20 protein-coding genes are annotated in these 14,506 nt (G+C 41.7%); 8 read left to right on the top strand and 12 right to left on the bottom strand.

The genetic code is table 11. The features are described from left to right. Positions 1–68 precede the first annotated feature (68 nt). The 6 genes from D8M23_RS09815 (at position 69) to D8M23_RS09790 (ending at position 4,847) form a co-directional block, all read left to right on the top strand. Positions 69–644: a DUF4870 domain-containing protein gene (locus D8M23_RS09815; RefSeq protein ID WP_126854625.1), complete on the top strand. Its 576-nt coding sequence runs from the start codon at positions 69–71 to the stop codon at positions 642–644. A 243-nt stretch (positions 645–887) separates the two neighbouring features. After that, complete coding sequence (locus D8M23_RS09810) at positions 888–2,174, top strand: adenylosuccinate synthase (RefSeq protein WP_023134432.1); 1,287 nt, start codon at positions 888–890, stop codon at positions 2,172–2,174. 367 nt (positions 2,175–2,541) lie between these two features. Next, the gene (locus D8M23_RS09805) at positions 2,542–3,357 is read left to right on the top strand and encodes a class I SAM-dependent methyltransferase (RefSeq protein WP_126854624.1); all 816 of its coding nucleotides are present in this window, start codon (positions 2,542–2,544) and stop codon (positions 3,355–3,357) included. A 218-nt stretch (positions 3,358–3,575) separates the two neighbouring features. Next, positions 3,576–3,806, top strand: coding sequence for a hypothetical protein (locus D8M23_RS09800; RefSeq protein ID WP_126854623.1), 231 nt, complete (start codon positions 3,576–3,578; stop codon positions 3,804–3,806). A 242-nt stretch (positions 3,807–4,048) separates the two neighbouring features. Then, complete coding sequence (gene imm45, locus D8M23_RS09795) at positions 4,049–4,372, top strand: Imm45 family immunity protein (RefSeq protein WP_080727416.1); 324 nt, start codon at positions 4,049–4,051, stop codon at positions 4,370–4,372. A 196-nt stretch (positions 4,373–4,568) separates the two neighbouring features. Next, complete coding sequence (locus D8M23_RS09790) at positions 4,569–4,847, top strand: hypothetical protein (RefSeq protein WP_202976135.1); 279 nt, start codon at positions 4,569–4,571, stop codon at positions 4,845–4,847. A 75-nt stretch (positions 4,848–4,922) separates the two neighbouring features. Here D8M23_RS09790 and D8M23_RS09785 read toward each other — a convergent pair whose 3' ends face one another. Continuing rightward, complete coding sequence (locus D8M23_RS09785; RefSeq protein ID WP_126854621.1) at positions 4,923–5,456, bottom strand: CPCC family cysteine-rich protein; 534 nt, start codon at positions 5,454–5,456, stop codon at positions 4,923–4,925. 300 nt (positions 5,457–5,756) lie between these two features. Here D8M23_RS09785 and D8M23_RS09780 point away from each other — a divergent pair, with 300 nt between their 5' ends. Next, entirely contained in the window at positions 5,757–6,398 is a 642-nt protein-coding gene (locus D8M23_RS09780; protein WP_126854620.1) for a hypothetical protein, read from the top strand. Positions 6,399–6,672: 274 nt separating this feature from the next. Here the strand turns inward: D8M23_RS09780 and D8M23_RS09775 are convergent, their stop codons facing one another. The 3 genes from D8M23_RS09775 to D8M23_RS09765 form a co-directional block, all read right to left on the bottom strand. After that, positions 6,673–6,951, bottom strand: coding sequence for a DUF7710 domain-containing protein (locus tag D8M23_RS09775; RefSeq protein WP_006887525.1), 279 nt, complete (start codon positions 6,949–6,951; stop codon positions 6,673–6,675). 360 nt (positions 6,952–7,311) lie between these two features. Next, positions 7,312–7,785 carry a hypothetical protein gene (locus tag D8M23_RS09770; protein WP_126854619.1) on the bottom strand — a complete coding sequence of 158 codons (474 nt, stop codon included), beginning with the start codon at positions 7,783–7,785 and terminating at the stop codon, positions 7,312–7,314. Between the two features lie 756 nt (positions 7,786–8,541). Beyond that, positions 8,542–9,153: a hypothetical protein gene (locus D8M23_RS09765; RefSeq protein ID WP_126854618.1), complete on the bottom strand. Its 612-nt coding sequence runs from the start codon at positions 9,151–9,153 to the stop codon at positions 8,542–8,544. A 307-nt stretch (positions 9,154–9,460) separates the two neighbouring features. On the opposite strand from D8M23_RS09765, the gene D8M23_RS12290 reads away from it, so the two are divergent. Beyond that, positions 9,461–9,589 (top strand): hypothetical protein, encoded by a 129-nt coding sequence (locus tag D8M23_RS12290; protein WP_274543024.1) that lies wholly within the window; start codon positions 9,461–9,463, stop codon positions 9,587–9,589. A gap of 83 nt (positions 9,590–9,672) precedes the next feature. Here D8M23_RS12290 and D8M23_RS09755 read toward each other — a convergent pair whose 3' ends face one another. The 8 genes from D8M23_RS09755 to D8M23_RS09720 form a co-directional block, all read right to left on the bottom strand. Further along, complete coding sequence (locus D8M23_RS09755; RefSeq protein ID WP_126854617.1) at positions 9,673–10,122, bottom strand: hypothetical protein; 450 nt, start codon at positions 10,120–10,122, stop codon at positions 9,673–9,675. 108 nt (positions 10,123–10,230) lie between these two features. Continuing rightward, positions 10,231–10,818: an RHS domain-containing protein gene (locus D8M23_RS12205; RefSeq protein WP_238693842.1), complete on the bottom strand. Its 588-nt coding sequence runs from the start codon at positions 10,816–10,818 to the stop codon at positions 10,231–10,233. Between the two features lie 141 nt (positions 10,819–10,959). Beyond that, positions 10,960–11,322 (bottom strand): hypothetical protein, encoded by a 363-nt coding sequence (locus tag D8M23_RS09745; RefSeq protein WP_126854616.1) that lies wholly within the window; start codon positions 11,320–11,322, stop codon positions 10,960–10,962. 342 nt (positions 11,323–11,664) lie between these two features. Continuing rightward, positions 11,665–12,150, bottom strand: coding sequence for a hypothetical protein (locus D8M23_RS09740; RefSeq protein WP_126854615.1), 486 nt, complete (start codon positions 12,148–12,150; stop codon positions 11,665–11,667). Positions 12,151–12,193: 43 nt separating this feature from the next. Then, on the bottom strand, positions 12,194–12,325 hold the full coding sequence (locus D8M23_RS12285) for a hypothetical protein (protein ID WP_274543023.1): 132 nt from the start codon (positions 12,323–12,325) through the stop codon (positions 12,194–12,196). Positions 12,326–12,603: 278 nt separating this feature from the next. Then, a complete protein-coding gene (locus D8M23_RS09730; RefSeq protein WP_126854614.1) occupies positions 12,604–12,960 on the bottom strand; it encodes a hypothetical protein in 357 nt (118 codons plus the stop codon). 322 nt (positions 12,961–13,282) lie between these two features. After that, on the bottom strand, positions 13,283–13,879 hold the full coding sequence (locus D8M23_RS09725; RefSeq protein WP_202976134.1) for an RHS repeat protein: 597 nt from the start codon (positions 13,877–13,879) through the stop codon (positions 13,283–13,285). A gap of 49 nt (positions 13,880–13,928) precedes the next feature. Then, on the bottom strand, positions 13,929–14,480 hold the full coding sequence (locus D8M23_RS09720) for a DUF4303 domain-containing protein (RefSeq protein WP_126854613.1): 552 nt from the start codon (positions 14,478–14,480) through the stop codon (positions 13,929–13,931). Positions 14,481–14,506 lie beyond the last annotated feature (26 nt).

Raw genomic sequence — 14,506 nt, 5'->3', positions numbered from 1 at the left:
TCCCTTAAAATGGTGTTTACCTCACAAACAACCGTGCGGCGTCGAAAACCGCACACCTAAGGAGCATCATGAGTCAGAATCCTTACGAAAATAACCCCTACGATAAGAACCCTGGGAATGGGCAGAACCAGCAGCCGCAGGGATACCAGCCGCAGAACCAGAATCCTTATGAGCAGCAGGGGGCACAGTACCAGTACCAGCAGAACCAAAATCAGTACGATCAGCAGGGGGCACAGTACCAGCAGGATCCGTACGGGCAGCCGAAGCCTGGGGCGGTGAGCGCAGACGATAAGAACATGGCGTTTCTGATGAACCTTATTTCTGCGGGCGCCACGTTCCTTTCGGCAACCACTATTGGTTTCCTGGCGCCGCTGATTTTCTGGTTTGTTTATAAAGACAAGCCGGGCTACGGGTTCACGAAGGAAGCATCCCGTCGTGCCTTTAACTTTAACTTCACCCTGTGGGTTATCACCATGGCGTCGTGGATTCTGGCAATTATTACCTTCGGTATTTTGATCTTTATCCCGCTGATTGTGATGCTTCTGGTGACTATTGTGCTGATTGTCTTCCACATTATTGCCGCTGTCTCAGCAAATAAGGGCGAAGAGTACGAGTACCCGCTGACTTTCATTAAGATCCTTTAATATTCTCTGGCTCTCGTATCAGCCGATTATTACGGGTGCGCACTCCCTGCAATGTCTTGGGTGCGCACCCGTTTTTGTGTCCGCAGCAGATGCACGTGCCCGCCGCGAAATTTGGCGACTGCTGCTAGTGCCGGCGCGGGCGGTGGGCGGTATGATTAATAATTGTGTGCCCGCCTCGGCTGGGTGCGGGTTGTATGGCGCGTAACCGGCGCGGAATGTGAAGCTTAACAAGGAGCGCAAGAAATGTCAGCTGTCGTCATCGTGGGTGCCCAGTGGGGCGATGAGGGGAAGGGCAAGGCAACCGATTTGCTCGGCCCCCGCGTGGATTACGTGGTCAAGCCTAATGGCGGCAATAATGCTGGCCACACGGTGGTGGTGAATGGGCAGAAGTTTGAGCTGAAGCTGCTTCCCGCTGGCATTTTGAGTGAGAACGCGACCCCCGTGATTGGTAACGGCGTGGTGGTGAACCCGGAGGCGCTTTTCGCCGAGATTGAGGGTCTGCAGGCGCGTGGTGCCGATACTTCTAAGCTTAAAATCTCTGCGAACGCCCACCTGGTGGCCCCGTACCATCAGACGATGGATAAGGTCACGGAGCGTTTCTTGGGTAAGCGCGCGATTGGTACGACTGGGCGCGGTATTGGGCCCACCTATATGGATAAGGTGGGCCGTTTAGGTGTTCGCGTGCAGGATATTTTGGATGAGTCGATTCTGCGGCAGAAGGTTGAGGGCGCGCTGCGGCAGAAGAATGAGCTGCTGGTGAAGGTGTATAACCGCCGCCATGTTGAGGTGAACGAGATTGTGGATTATTTCCTCTCGTTCGCTGAGCGGCTTAAGCCCATGATTGTTGATACCACTCAGCTGCTCAATAATGCCTTGGATGAGGGCAAAACCCTGCTTATGGAGGGAGGCCAGGCAACCTTCCTTGACGTCGATCACGGCACCTACCCGTTTGTTACCTCTTCGAACCCGACTGCCGGGGGCGCCTGTGTGGGTTCAGGTGTTGGCCCCACCCGCATTTCTCGCGTGATCGGTATTCAGAAGGCATACACCACCCGTGTGGGTGCTGGCCCGTTCCCCACTGAGCTGTTCGATAAGATGGGCGAGTTTTTGCGCACGACCGGCGGCGAGTTTGGCGTGAACACGGGCCGCCCGCGCCGCTGCGGCTGGTACGATGCGGTGCTTGCGCGTCAGGCGGTGCGCATTAACGGGTTTACTGATTTGTTCATTACTAAGCTGGATGTGCTCACTGGGCTTGAGAAGATTCCGGTGTGTGTGGCGTATGAGGTGGACGGTGTTCGGTTTGATGAGGTGCCAATGACGCAGACCGATTTCCATCACGCCAAGCCGGTGTATGAGTATTTTGACGGCTGGAGCGAGAACATTTCGGATGCGAAGTCTTTGGCTGACCTGCCGGAGAACGCCCGCAAGTATGTGCATAAGCTTGAGGAGCTTTCTGGCTGTCGTATCTCGGCGATTGGTGTGGGTCCGGACCGTGACCAGACTATTGTGGTGCGTGATCTGATCGATTAGGTTTTTCTACGTGAAGAATACCGGCAGCGGCGCGGCTTAACCACGGTGCGCTGTTGTGGGTGCCGCAGCTTTGAAAGCTGCGGCACCGCGTGTATCTGGCCGTGTTTACAATGCTTTTACCGACCGGAGGAGCCGCTTTGCCGTTTCTGCGGTTGCAATATAACAAGGTTTGTGGCTGTGCAGCACGAGGCCTGAAATACCTGTGCTGTGTTTTTGACAGCATACCCCTTAAAAATCGTGGGTGATGGAGATAAAATACACACAAAGTAACCCATCTCCATGCGTATCCCTGCTGGTGGGCATCTGGGGCGTAGCCGCCTCTAGCTACTGGGGGGGTATGTCGTGGACTCCGCCAAAGGAGCGTGCCATGCTGCACCTTGAAGATTCTGTGAGCGAGACCTTACTGATTCCGCTGTATATGAAGCATCTTGCCTCGCAGATGCCTAACCCGGTGATTCACGATGAGGCGGCTACACGCCTGGTGCGGCAGCTTGATTACGATTTTTCGAAGTACGACCATATTATTCACACCGTTGTTGGTACCGCGATTCGCGCGGATTACTTCGACCGGCTAACCGCTGATTTCATTCAGCGCCGCCCTAACCCTGTGGTCGTAAACGTGGGGTGTGGTTTGGATAGCCGCCGGGAACGTATCGGTGCTGCTGCCGACGGCGTACCGTTTTACGATATTGATTTGCCTGAGGTTATTGCTCTGCGGCAGAAGCTGCTGCCTGCGCAGCGGGGTGAGACGCTGCTGGCCACTTCTGCTTTTGACGCCGGGTGGATGGATGAGCTGAACCGCCTGCACCCGAACGCCCAGTTTTTGCTGGTGATTGAGGGAGTGCTCATGTACTTTGACCGGTACACTGTGCGCGCCCTGTTCTGCGATCTGGCGCGCCGTTTTCACCGTAGTGAGGCAGCATTCGATGTACAGAATTCGTGGATGGTGAAGAACTCCGACAGGCATGAGGCGCTGAAACATGTGCGTGCCCGTTTCGTTTTCGGCTGTGACGATGACCTGGAGTTTGAGCGGTGGGCGGATAATCTGCACCTGATGAGCGTCAAGCGCCTGACAGTTGATTTTCCGACGTGGAAAAGAAGCGGCTTCTTGTTATCCCTTATCGGGCGGCAGATCCCAGCCTTCCGGGACTCCACCCGTATGCTGCACTACCGGTTGGACTAACGGGTACTGGGCGCGGCGGCAACAGCTGCTGAAAGGATGACTGAGCTGTGTATGATCAGGAGCTAACCGGGTTTTTCAAGCGGCACAATATTGAATATGCCCGGTTAGATGAGGAATCTTATAAGAGCTACTCATCTATGAAGGGTTTCCCTTTCACGGGTTCTAGAATCGCGTGGAGCAAAATAAAGAACCACCGTTGCCGTCGTCTACATGAAACATTGGAGTTTGTAGAAGATATAGAGGTCATTCTTCAGCCCACCGATTTCTGCAGGTTCATAGTGGTGGGAAACGATTTTGAGGGCGGGTATCTGATTCAGTGCTCTATACAAAGTGTTCGTTCACTAATTGATTTTCTCGTGGAGTATCCGGGGGAAAATTATCTGATCGACACTCAGGAAAAGTGGTGTATCTGTGTCTACGACTATCTGGACTTTGGTACGGTGGATTAGTCTTACTCTGAGCGGAGATAAACTGCTTCTAGAAAATCAAGATGGGTTAGGGTATAGGCTTGTGGCTTCCATGGAGAGAAATTTAACATATAGTCATAACCGATGAGGGTGCCGAGTAGGTTTATGTATCAAGGTTTTAAAGGGAACCACATGTTTTAATTCTTCATCCGCTTGTGGGAGATGCAAATATAAACACCACCATAGATACATAATATTCTAATAGGAGAATATAAGGGGTAATAGTGCAAAAACTAGTTAATTATCATAGTGATTTGAGGCATGGTGCAGTTTTTAGGTTTCCCGGTTCATACCCGCACGAAAAATATGTTGATTTAATGCTGGTCGAATTCCCAAATAGCGACAGAAAATATGGTTTTGTGGTATCTACTGGGTATAAGGCCGGGCTAATTCTGGTGATGCTCCCGCAAGAAGCTGAATTGGAACATTCAGCAGGGGTAAGCAGGCAATGGGTGATAGATAATTGGAATAAATGGATCTATGAAACCTGTAGTGTTGATGATGTCTACGTAGATAAAAACTATCCGGTTCCAGCTAGCCTTATCTAATACAGGCAGCTCATAAAAAATGAGTTTGGATATAATGCTAGGCATTATGCGACTAAAGATTATCATGGTAAAAAGAAGTCAAAAGATATAATGAATTTGTTAAAGTACTATAAGTAAGTTAGCGATGGGTTATCGCTGGTAAGAATCTTGCGACAGAGCAATAAGACGCGGATGAGGAATGAAGAAAATTAAGCTGATGCCTGACTACCACTGCTTTCCGTTATGGCGGATAGATGATGATATTTGCTGCAATATAGACCCGTATTCTCTGCCGGTATCCAATATGTTGGCTGAAGAATTAATAAATTGGGCAAATGAATATGATAAAACACTAAATATGAACGATCCTGTAAACTCTGGATTTGAAAATACAGAAAAAGAGCAGGCTTTTATAGATAAAGGAAATAACTTATTTAAGAGATTGAAACATGAGCTCAGGAGTCAATACACAGTGGCTTTAAAAATTATTGTATGAAATACACTGTTATAAAACTGAAAACGCGGCTTTTATCCCTGGGGGAATAAGATTTTCAGATTCATGAATGGGGCATCAAAAAATATCAGCCTTCTTGTTAAAGATGTATTTTTCTAATTCGGCCTTATCATGGTTAATGAAGAACTTATTTCTGTATTCAGATAAGGTACTGTGGTTTGCGGAGGAGTATGACAGTTCATCGCCGCCATGGCCCTCCCAGTAACAAATAGAACAAATATCATAACTTAACCTACCTGACAAAGCGTAAAAATAACAGCAGGGGCATTTGATCTTCCTGCCTATTTCATCCCCATAGACCTCTATCCTCTTGAGGAGAACATTGCTAAGTTCCTTTGATAAATAATTATTATTTAGAATTGAATTTTGATGAATCAGCCCTGAAACAACTACAGGCTGGAAAAATTCACTATAGTATTCTACGTCGTCAAATTCATGTGTGCTTAGGTAATCTATAAGTTCTTCATTTAAATACTCAGGTTCAGATTCATAAGAATACCAAAAATCTAACAACATATTCATCTTATCAGCATCAGATATTAAATTACTCTGATGTTCAGAAAGTATTTTTATAGCTTCTTTTCTGTTCATGATAATATCTCAGATAGGCGTTAAAATTAATCATATTTCCTCTATACTAACATACTTAATCTATAGTTTTGTGTTTATTCAGCAGGCAGCACACCACCGAGTGGGTATAGCAAATACGTAGCGTGTTTTTGAGTGCACCCGGTGATTTTCTGATGGCCTAATAGTGAGTGCTCACCATAGCGTAGTCTTTTAGAAAATTTATCTAGAGGATAAAGTGATAGTCGTGCATGGTATTATATGGTTTGTGCGCCCGCAGGGCTAAATATATTTTACTGAATAGCAAGAGGAAATAGGTGAAATATGGGTAACTCGTATATTGATATATCTGTTCTAGAGAAAAAGGAAACCTTTTTTATTGAGCCTTTTGAGTGGGTTCATCCAGAAAATGTTACTGGATTTTCGCGAGAAACTGTAAGAAAAGAAAATATTAGATCGTATGAAGAAGATGATTACAGTAGAGATTCTGATACGGCAGATATTATTGTTGCCTCATACTTGGAAGAATGCCTTTATGTCGATTCAGGTAATTATATGATTTTCCTGGAATATGGGATATGGCTAATCACAGAGCTCTATAGTAGTTATGTGGTGCATATTTTTCCTAATGATATGAGAGAGCATCTTCCCAGAGAGTCTAATAAACTAAACCATATTTTTGATGAAATCTACAAAATATTCTTGACTAAAGATAAAGAAGGTGAGTATCATTGTGCCAATCTATTAAAAATATTTATTTTTGAAGTTTTTCAATTTGGCAGTGAATGGGGAAATTTTGATATAAAACATATTGATTGTGACAGTATGTTTTCGGAAAATAACCTAATTGAGAGTGCTGCCGAAGGTAAATTTTTATGCTCATATTTAAATGAAGAAAATTTAGCTAAGCTGTCAGCTCTAGTTGACTATAGTAAAGGACATATTCCCCAGTATAAATACTGCTGAGTTGGAGATCTGGTACTGATGCTTCAGATTTTCAATATGCGATTCAGAATTATTTAGGAATTACTCAGTATAATTCCAAGTTTTCTTCAACTGATGCTATTTCAACGGGGTATTAATGCAAAATCCGGGCTAGGTAAGGTGCTTAGCGCTAAATGTCGGTGATATGTGCGAGGTATCTTGTTCAGGGAAACCAAGATTACTTATAATAACTGATCGACTTTTTCACCATTTAAACGTACCTTATTAGTTGATTATATTGGTGGTTTATGGTGTTCTAACCCTCTTCAACTCCATCAACGTATTGAGAATCCTCAATATGAACGGTTGAGAAGCTCTGGATAAAACCAGGAGTTTTCTGATCATCTCTTTTGGGCTTAAACAATCCTTGTGTAATAGCCCAATCATATATAGATATATCAAGAGGGTACTTCGATAGTATCCCGCTGATTTTATACTTTTCTATCCAGCGAACAGCCTTCTCTCTAGACGAAAAGATAGCAGACGGAAAACTGGCGCTGCTTCCTTGAACAACCCATATATACAATTCATCCATTGGTATGTCCTTTCGCGGATGACCGTATCTCTTTTCGCACTCGAACAATACCTGCTTCTCGTCCTCCTTGTCCACCTCAGGTAGCGGGAACAGTCACCCCTGATCGTTTTATATAGGCCAGCCCTACCGCATCACAGGTAATGCTCTACCAGCATCACGCTTCAGCATCCGCCGAACGAACCAGGCCTCAGAACGGAGCAACGGATCCATACCAGCGGCAGGATGCCCCTTGCAGGGGGGGGGAGCTGTAGATGAGGCGCTGCTGGTTTTACTGGCTTTGAAATTGAAAGGCTGACTTGTAGTTAAGGCGCGCCAAAAACTATAGGCATCAAATGCAGGGTACAGGTGCCGGGTAATTTTTTATATTTGTTTGGCATTTATGTATGAGTATTTAAAAGCAGCAAAATTTATTACCAAATCAACGTCATTGTCAAAGCAAATAATGTGTCGATATCTTTTTGTTTGCTGGTCCCATTGTAATTCATGAACCAGCAGGTCATTCTGCAAATGCTGTTCATCAAAAATTTCAAGAGGTATTTTCTCGAAAAAAGCATCATAATAATTTAGAATTAATACATTTTCCCAGTCGGCTAATAAGAGCCTTAGTTCTATACTGCTATTCGTGTTTTCTACGGTTTTTAACTCCCGAGAAATTTTAAAATCCTGAATCCAAGAATCATGAAGAGTCTTTTCCCCGCGAAGTTGGTACTTTCTTTCATCGGAAAAGAATTCGTAAATATAAGGATCTATCTCATCTCTTATATCTTTTAGATAGCTAAAGTACTTATTGAATTTAGTAACACCAAGTTTATTTTGGTATATTCGATTTATCATATTTTCAGCACTCTACTTTCAGTATTAAATATATTTAGTTGATCTGGTATCAATCGCGATACCTCTACAAGAATTTTCTATAGAAACAGAAATTCCCTCAGGTTTCATTTTTATCATGTTTCTTAACGATTAATCTGAAGCATATTTACCCAGCTCTTTTTCTAAATTGAAAGTTTTACAATTTGCTAATCCTAATGGATCAATCTATATTTTGTGAATCAGGAAATAATTTATAAAAATTCTCTCTACCCCAACCTAATTAGAGTCTGATTAACAGACTAACCTGATTCGAGCCATAGTATCTGAAAAAATTATAATGCATCCTTGTCTTGTGATCACAGTACTGGCTCTGCAGATTGGACGGTTGGTGTGCGCCATACCCGTTACCTCGTTTTTCTCTTTCAATTAGCCTTTGTCCATACGTCTGCCTAAGGCAAGGTATCGTAGGAGGTCTCTCTTCTACACCGTCTTTAGAAGATTTTTGCTTGGCCAACTGAGCGTGCTCATTGTAGAAAAAGTTCTATACACATCAGGCAGTACTGATAATCGATCCTCTGAATCTTGCCGTCTCGGGCAAGGGTGCGGATTAGCCGTCCCGGTATGTCGCGTTTGAACTCGGTGGTCCGCAGTGGGGCTTGACCTTCAGAGGCGTCTGAAAATAAATGTATTTCAGGCGACTTCACGAGGTTGTGGAGGGCTTGGCCCAACCTACACGTACTATATTTGAACTTTAGAGATTTTTAATATATCTAGTTATTAAGTGTAATTTTTTTGTAGCCAAATTGTTATTAACCGTTCAAGACAGTCTTGAATGGGATAGGGAAGATTGAAACTCCATTTGTAATTAATTTTTTCTTTAGTGTCAATGAAAAGATTTCCATTTTTAATATAAATAGACTTTAATTGATATTTTTCAGATGGTTCTGGAAAACGTTTGGTAATTGAACGTTGATATTGATTATTATATATTATTAACATTTTTTGATCATTGCCCACTGAAAATTCTATATCCGAGCTATCATCAACGATTAATTCTATAGGGTCATAATTAGTTTTAAAATTTATTTTTAAATCATTTATTATTTTAATTAAATGGGCTAGTTCAGCAGCCCCTTCAATGCTGGAACAATCAATTTCAAATAGGGTGTTATTCTTTTTAAAAAATGATTCAAATGAAAAGATTTTATTTTTAATAGTAATATTTTTTATGGGAACCAATGTTTCATCTGAATATGGAGTTTCATCAATGAACATCGAATTTTTAAATAACCGAAAGATTTCAGCCCCGAGATTAATGGTTAGCCATCCATATTGAGGTTGATACTTTAACTCTAAATAAGTTGCTTGTTTTTTAATATTTCTCATCATGGAATCCTTTATAGGTCGACAAACTGATTAGTTTTCTCAATCCTTCAAATTGTTTATCAGAGTGAGCTGTATTTATCGACTTCCTTTAAATTTCTCCAAAACTTGCGCTGTTCCTTTTGTGCTGCTTCAAATATATCATGTCACATTTAGCACGTGCTTGTAATTCTTTATTTTGGAAATGACCAGTTCTATCTTTAATCCTAACATCTGCACCTATGACCTAGGGGTTCGCGAGTTCGTAACGGCTGCGAGTTTACCCTGTGTCCGGTAGATTTCGCGGTGAAGCCTGTCGCGTTCGATATCGGTGATGACTTTATCGTCAAAGCTAGAATTTGGTGCAGGTGTCCGCCGTCGTAGCGTAGATATTGATTTGACCGGCTTCGGGCAGGATGGTGGCGGTGCGGTTGCTGTTGAAGTCGTAGTGGACGATGCTTAGGGAAAGGTCGTCTGAAAATTTATTTCAAACGACCTTGATGTTTGGTTTGGGTCTCGGTCCAACCTATGGCTACTACGCCTGCTTCATTCAAGTCCATAATCAGGAATAGATAGTTGAAATGGAGATAATATTAAAGACTCTCCGCTTTTAATATTTTTCACATGAAATAATACAAGACCCATTGTCCAGCGTTTATCAGTTGGAACACCTAAACCGCACTGTTCCTGTTCATTAATTGAAAAATGAATTCCCTGTTTATTTTCAAACTGAATTAATCCATCTTCTAGAATACCAACAATAGCAAAAGGTGGTATCCACATTGCCTGTATAGCATAGGAATCAGTATCGAATGCTTCAAAATAAAAATTGTCTAATACTCTAATATTTTTTATTCTTTCAATAATAAACTTTTCATACTCTATATAATTTTCTATTATCTCATAAGGATTTCTCATAAAATCAAAACAATCAATAAACTCATACGAATAAGCAAAAAAATTTCTAATATCTTGTGGCTTATAAGGTAACTTCATTATATTTCTTTCTTAGAATATCAATATGATTTTCTCGGCAAACCGTCGAACGTTTTCAGGAAATCGTGATTCCTGCACCTTAAATGAAAATAAGTCATCTCCTTTTCGTTAGCAAATCAGTAGCAATAAAAGCATTAATAATTGAATACGGGATCCAGCTCGTGCCTTTATAATACTGGTTTTGCAGGCGGAAGGGTAGGCGGTATCCGTTACCCTAGTTTCCTCTTTCAGACGATCCCAGGTGGTGTAGTCGCCGTACCACAACAGATTGCCGTGGATGCCGGTCATCTCTTTCGGTATGCTGATTTGGTCGCAGTGGAAGTAGTAAGTCTGTTGCCGGTTTTCGTTTTCGGCATTGGTGCGGTTATGTACTGGTGCCAATGGTTCGCAGGAATCTTGGTTGGCACAGATATAGGTATAGTGGCCTTTGTAGGTGTACTCCTGAAGTAATCGGTTTCCGTCCCAGACGAAATGGGTATGTTTCGGATCGGTGCTTGTCCAGCCCAGTGTGTTTTGTCGCTCTTTTGAGAGGCGGATATGACGACCGTTGCGGTCGAGCTGGGCGACCAGCTGGAAAATACCGCAGCCAGAATCGACTTCGGCGAACAGCAGCCGTGCGCTGCCGTCGGGGGAAGCGATTTGGATTTGGTAGAGGTCGTCTGAAAAACAGAAACCGAGTACGTGCGTTCCGCACACACCCTACTTTAGGATTAGCAGTTTCATACAGGCTAAGGGGTGCTGCTTGCTACGCATACTAATGTGACCTGCATTAGAAAATGCGAAAATTATAAACAATGTTAACTTTTTTGCACTAAAGTTTGCTGAACACTTTCGGATTTATACTCGAAAATATCTAAACTCAAACTTAGGAAAATAATCATCAATATGATATTCAGCAATTAAAGTTAGATCGGAAGGCTTATCTTTAAGAAAAATATCAAATTCGACAACATATAATTTTTTCTCATCAACAGGTTGGATAAAGCACAAATTTTTATTGGGATCTTTAATATCCGGTAGTGGAGGTAAATTCAATTCAGCTTTATTTGATGTAAAATCCTCAAAGATGATTTCATTCATTTCATTAAAAATTTCAACAGAGATATCATATTTATCACTTAAAACCCTTAAATTGTCTTCTTTAAAATAATTTAAAAATTCAGCAGCCTCTTTGTATATTTTAGTTTTTATATCAAGCATGATATTTCCTTCCTATCTTCTAATGTGTTTTACCCTACTTCTGGGTATAGATGTTCTCGAATTATCGTTGGCACCTATTCCAAGTAGATATTCTTTTGCTTTAAGAACCAAACATACTGCAACATAAGGGGCGTAACTAGCGGCCCGAAGAACACAGTAAGAAACCACTATTTCATTTTTAACATCCCTCCCGCAGGATGTGTTCGCTTCACCTGTTGAGTTGTATAGTGTGGAGTTCCCCTAGGTGTTTTGTCGGTATTTCTTACTCGCATGACAACAGCAATTGCATTACCCCTATCATAACCAGCTAAGACTTTCATGGCAGAACCTTGATATTTTTTGTTAATTTTTCCATATTTTTATATCTTCTCTATAAGAATCTATTTTTTCTAGTTCCTGAAAATACTCATCAGAACTACCACCTCTATTTTTTGTACACAATAATCTAATTAATGATGATGTTAAGTCAATCATGTCCATATTTTGATATTCTTTATCTAACAATAAATCAGATATTTGTCTGAAATCATCTTTTCCTAAATCAAAAGACATTAACTCCTGTGCCGCAATAGACAAGGTCATCTCTTCATTATCTAGGTAGCTTTCTACTATTAGTTTTACTATTTTATCTTTTGTTTCTCTATTATCATGCCGAAATCTAGATAAAAATTTTAATATTTCAACTTTTACAAATTCATCTACATCTATAGAAAATAGCTCTCCTTCCAAATAATTCAAAAATTCTACAGACGGATTACCACTAAAATCATCAAGCAAATCCATCTTTCCATCATCGCCCAAATTTTTATAAAGTTCTATGCTTTTCATTCTTAAATCCCTTTTAAATACAATGTCATAGTATTGTATTAATCTATTTTTCTAATTTTAATTGATAAGTAATTTTAGTTGTTTCGCCAGGCGTTTTTAATATATTCTTAGCTATTCTATCTGCTTGACCTCCTGCAATAGATTTTATACGTTTATCACCTACCTTATAAACCAATCGGATCCTGATTCATAAACTTACCATAATCAGGCTCATAATACCGTATCAGTTATAGTACAGCCCCGCCTCTTGGCCGTAACACTGGCTCTGCAACCGGGAATAGATGGTGCGCGTTCTGATAGACTTTTTATCCTCTTTCAGACGACCTTAAATGAAGGTATTGAGGGCGTCTGAAAAGCAGAAGCTGCGTGCGTACGTACCACCCACACTCTGCATCAGGATCGGAAGTTTCATGCGGGCTACAGCTTCTTAAACGGCTAATGTTTTATGTATTCCTATTCTACTTCAACCCACTCTTGTATATCATCAATTACTGATTTAAACCATTCCCAAAATGTTTTGTACGTTTCTATAATTTCAAACCCTTCAGGAGTCCAACCCTGAATTAAATATATTTCATTAAACTCATTTAAATTTTCATCAAAATTTATTCCCGCCAAAGAATCACAATCTTGTCTCTGAGCAAAAACTAATATTTTTTTATCAGTTCTCCAATTTTTATGCACCCAAAAAATTTTTTCTTCTGAAAGCAGATACCATGGTTGAAGCTGTGAAAATGGTTCATAACCAAAAATACTCTGCTTTTTTACCCATTGATATCCAGTAGGTAACAACTCTTGATAATTATTCATAACTTACTCCTTGAATCATTTTTTCGGCTTTGGAAGACTAGGGGTGTTGTAGTACCCAATGGAGGTAATTTAGGATTTTGATTCTCTGATCTATAGGCAACCGTCTCTCCCCAAATGATTGAATCACCGAACCTACCAGTCATACTCGATGGTAATGACTCATCTATTCCATGCACTCTAACAGGAATTGAGCCAATACCTAACTCCAATGTAATTGCTGCACGAGCATGGTCAAGAGTAACTAATCCTTCACCCATCTCAACAACATCAATAGGTTCTCCCTGATAACCATTTTCTCATGCTTTCTCTCATAGTATCTGCCCTACCACGACCACCTGTTGTTTGTGTCCACTGCGAGTTCGTAGGCGGTTTTGGCACCGAGTCCGTCGATGTGGGCGGTCAGTCGGTTGAGGCGGTCGTATTCGAAGGTTTCGTGACTGCCGTCGGGGTAGTCGGTACGGACGGGGTTGCCCGCTGCGTCGTAGTGGTGGCGGGTAGTATGGCCCAGCGCATCGGTAACGGTTTCGAGATCGCCGTATTCGGTGTAACCGAAACGGGTGGTTTCGCCGGTACAGTCGGTAAAGCAGACGAGCTGGTCGAGTGTGTCGTAGTGTAGGCGTCGGGTTTTGCCTAAGGCGTCGGTAATGGTTTCGGGCAGCCATTGGGCGTTGTAGCCGTAGCTAGTGGTGTAACCGGCGGGATCGGTAATGCTGACGAGGTTACCGCGTCCGTCGTAGGTGTAGGCGGTAATCCTGCCCGCGGGATCGTTAACGGCAACCAGCAGGTTGAGGGTTTCGTGGTAATCGATTTGGGTGCTGCTGCCGTCCGGCGCGGTGATGGCGATGACGTTGCCTTCGGGTGAGGCGATTTGGTAGAGGTCGTCTGAAAAACAGAAACCGCATGCGTGCGTACCGCACACACCCTACGTCAGGACTGAAGGTTTTGTGCGGGCTACGGCTTGCTGTTATTTAAGAATAACGATTCTTAAATAACCGGAATTTTTCTAGAGAATTTAGTTTCTCAGCAGAATAATTTTCCATGAGTTCTGCATTATCACTATCCGCAAGAGAAACATAAAATATTATGTTTTTTATTTTGTCTTCATCTATTTCATTTAATGCTAATTTAAATCCCTCAATAATAGAGTCATATACATTTGCTTGTATAATTTCAAAATTATCATCTAATAATTCTTGAATTTCATTTAAAATTTCTTGAATATCATGGTTAAAAGGCTTATCAATTTCATCAGGAACTTCACCTGTTCCTATTTCAAATTCTGGATAATACCATTTAACAAAAGAATGTTCTTCAGATGGAAGTGATTTTTTTAATTTCTCATAATGAGAAATAGTATTTGCTGCCCAACCTAAATACTGGCAATAATCGTCAATGTATAACACATACGCAAAAAGATTATTATTTTCATACCTTGAAAGGACAAAATCTAATGAAATTAATGCACCTTTTTTAACTTGATGAATTAAATTTTGAGTAATTTTATCATCTAATGTCTTCATTTTCAAACCTCATAAAATTTTTTAAG

The organism is Rothia sp. HSID18067, assembly GCF_003989445.1.
Classification (GTDB): Bacteria; Actinomycetota; Actinomycetes; order Actinomycetales; family Micrococcaceae; genus Rothia; species Rothia aeria.
Note: the sequence above shows the minus strand (reverse complement) of the source record. Positions and strands in the feature narration are given on the sequence as shown.

Bases quoted from the DNA above. Each gene is read 5' to 3' on its own strand.
- D8M23_RS09810 (WP_023134432.1), top strand. From the start codon at position 888: ATGTCAGCTGTCGTCATCGTGGGTGCCCAGTGGGGCGATGAGGGGAAG.
- D8M23_RS09740 (WP_126854615.1), bottom strand. From the start codon at position 12,150: ATGAAAAGCATAGAACTTTATAAAAATTTGGGCGATGATGGAAAGATG.
- D8M23_RS09775 (WP_006887525.1), bottom strand. From the start codon at position 6,951: ATGGATGAATTGTATATATGGGTTGTTCAAGGAAGCAGCGCCAGTTTT.
- D8M23_RS12290 (WP_274543024.1), top strand. From the start codon at position 9,461: ATGACTTTATCGTCAAAGCTAGAATTTGGTGCAGGTGTCCGCCGTCGT.
- D8M23_RS09770 (WP_126854619.1), bottom strand. From the start codon at position 7,785: ATGATAAATCGAATATACCAAAATAAACTTGGTGTTACTAAATTCAAT.
- D8M23_RS09780 (WP_126854620.1), top strand. From the start codon at position 5,757: ATGGGTAACTCGTATATTGATATATCTGTTCTAGAGAAAAAGGAAACC.
- D8M23_RS09755 (WP_126854617.1), bottom strand. From the start codon at position 10,122: ATGAAGTTACCTTATAAGCCACAAGATATTAGAAATTTTTTTGCTTAT.
- D8M23_RS09785 (WP_126854621.1), bottom strand. From the start codon at position 5,456: ATGAACAGAAAAGAAGCTATAAAAATACTTTCTGAACATCAGAGTAAT.
- D8M23_RS09805 (WP_126854624.1), top strand. From the start codon at position 2,542: ATGCTGCACCTTGAAGATTCTGTGAGCGAGACCTTACTGATTCCGCTG.
- D8M23_RS09765 (WP_126854618.1), bottom strand. From the start codon at position 9,153: ATGATGAGAAATATTAAAAAACAAGCAACTTATTTAGAGTTAAAGTAT.
- D8M23_RS09730 (WP_126854614.1), bottom strand. From the start codon at position 12,960: ATGAATAATTATCAAGAGTTGTTACCTACTGGATATCAATGGGTAAAA.
- D8M23_RS09790 (WP_202976135.1), top strand. From the start codon at position 4,569: ATGCCTGACTACCACTGCTTTCCGTTATGGCGGATAGATGATGATATT.
- D8M23_RS09815 (WP_126854625.1), top strand. From the start codon at position 69: ATGAGTCAGAATCCTTACGAAAATAACCCCTACGATAAGAACCCTGGG.
- D8M23_RS09745 (WP_126854616.1), bottom strand. From the start codon at position 11,322: ATGCTTGATATAAAAACTAAAATATACAAAGAGGCTGCTGAATTTTTA.
- D8M23_RS09720 (WP_126854613.1), bottom strand. From the start codon at position 14,480: ATGAAGACATTAGATGATAAAATTACTCAAAATTTAATTCATCAAGTT.